Source organism: Shewanella sp. SM23 (genome assembly GCF_025654295.1).
Lineage (GTDB): Bacteria > Pseudomonadota > Gammaproteobacteria > Enterobacterales > Shewanellaceae > Shewanella > Shewanella oncorhynchi.
Genome location: NZ_JAKKRM010000070.1, coordinates 1 through 566 on the forward strand (window position 1 = coordinate 1; position 566 = coordinate 566).

2 protein-coding genes are annotated in these 566 nt (G+C 44.3%); one reads left to right on the forward strand and one right to left on the reverse strand.

Translation table 11 applies throughout. The annotated features are described in order from the left end of the window. Positions 1-186, reverse strand: a 186-nt coding sequence (locus L5L98_RS22340; protein WP_263143587.1) for a transposase domain-containing protein, incomplete at its 3' end; no start/stop codon positions are given. A gap of 242 nt (positions 187-428) precedes the next feature. Between L5L98_RS22340 and L5L98_RS22345 the strand changes: the two genes are divergently transcribed. After that, the coding region (locus L5L98_RS22345) for a transposase (RefSeq protein WP_263143589.1) at positions 429-566 on the forward strand (138 nt) is incomplete at its 3' end.

Sequence of the window (566 nt, forward strand, 5' to 3'; positions counted from 1 at the left end):
CCAAATCATCGCGTCCATCGGCAATTTACGCCGTCTTAGTCTTAACGTCGCAACGCCCTGAGAGTCTAGGCAAGATTGAATTAACTCAGGTTCTAACACATCTGCTAAGCAGGTGAATTCGGTTAGGCGGGTAATATGAGTACGGGCGAGTGCTTCTGAGAGTTGCATAAAAAAATCCGATGACATGAGGTCATCGGATTTTGATCTTTTCAGCGAGATCGTCAAGCGATCTGTCTTAACTGATCGGCATTACGCATTTGCGGGGCTTTTTATTGTCTTAAATTTGATGAAACAACAGACATAAAAAATCCCCACGCTATGGTCTGTCTCTTCTACACAAATCCCTCGGTTTGCCCCGGGGGATTTTTTTGAACCATTTTTAATTAACCTGATCTGATCCTGACCTTTTGTTTCAGATACCACATGCCATGTTTTTAAGTGAACCATCACTCTGGGCACAGAGCATTTTTCAGCGCGCAAAATTAGGGGATGTACGAAGGACCAAACGGCTTGTACAGTTGGCGGCTCAACTTGCAGCTCATACAGGACAATCTATCGTGCAATCT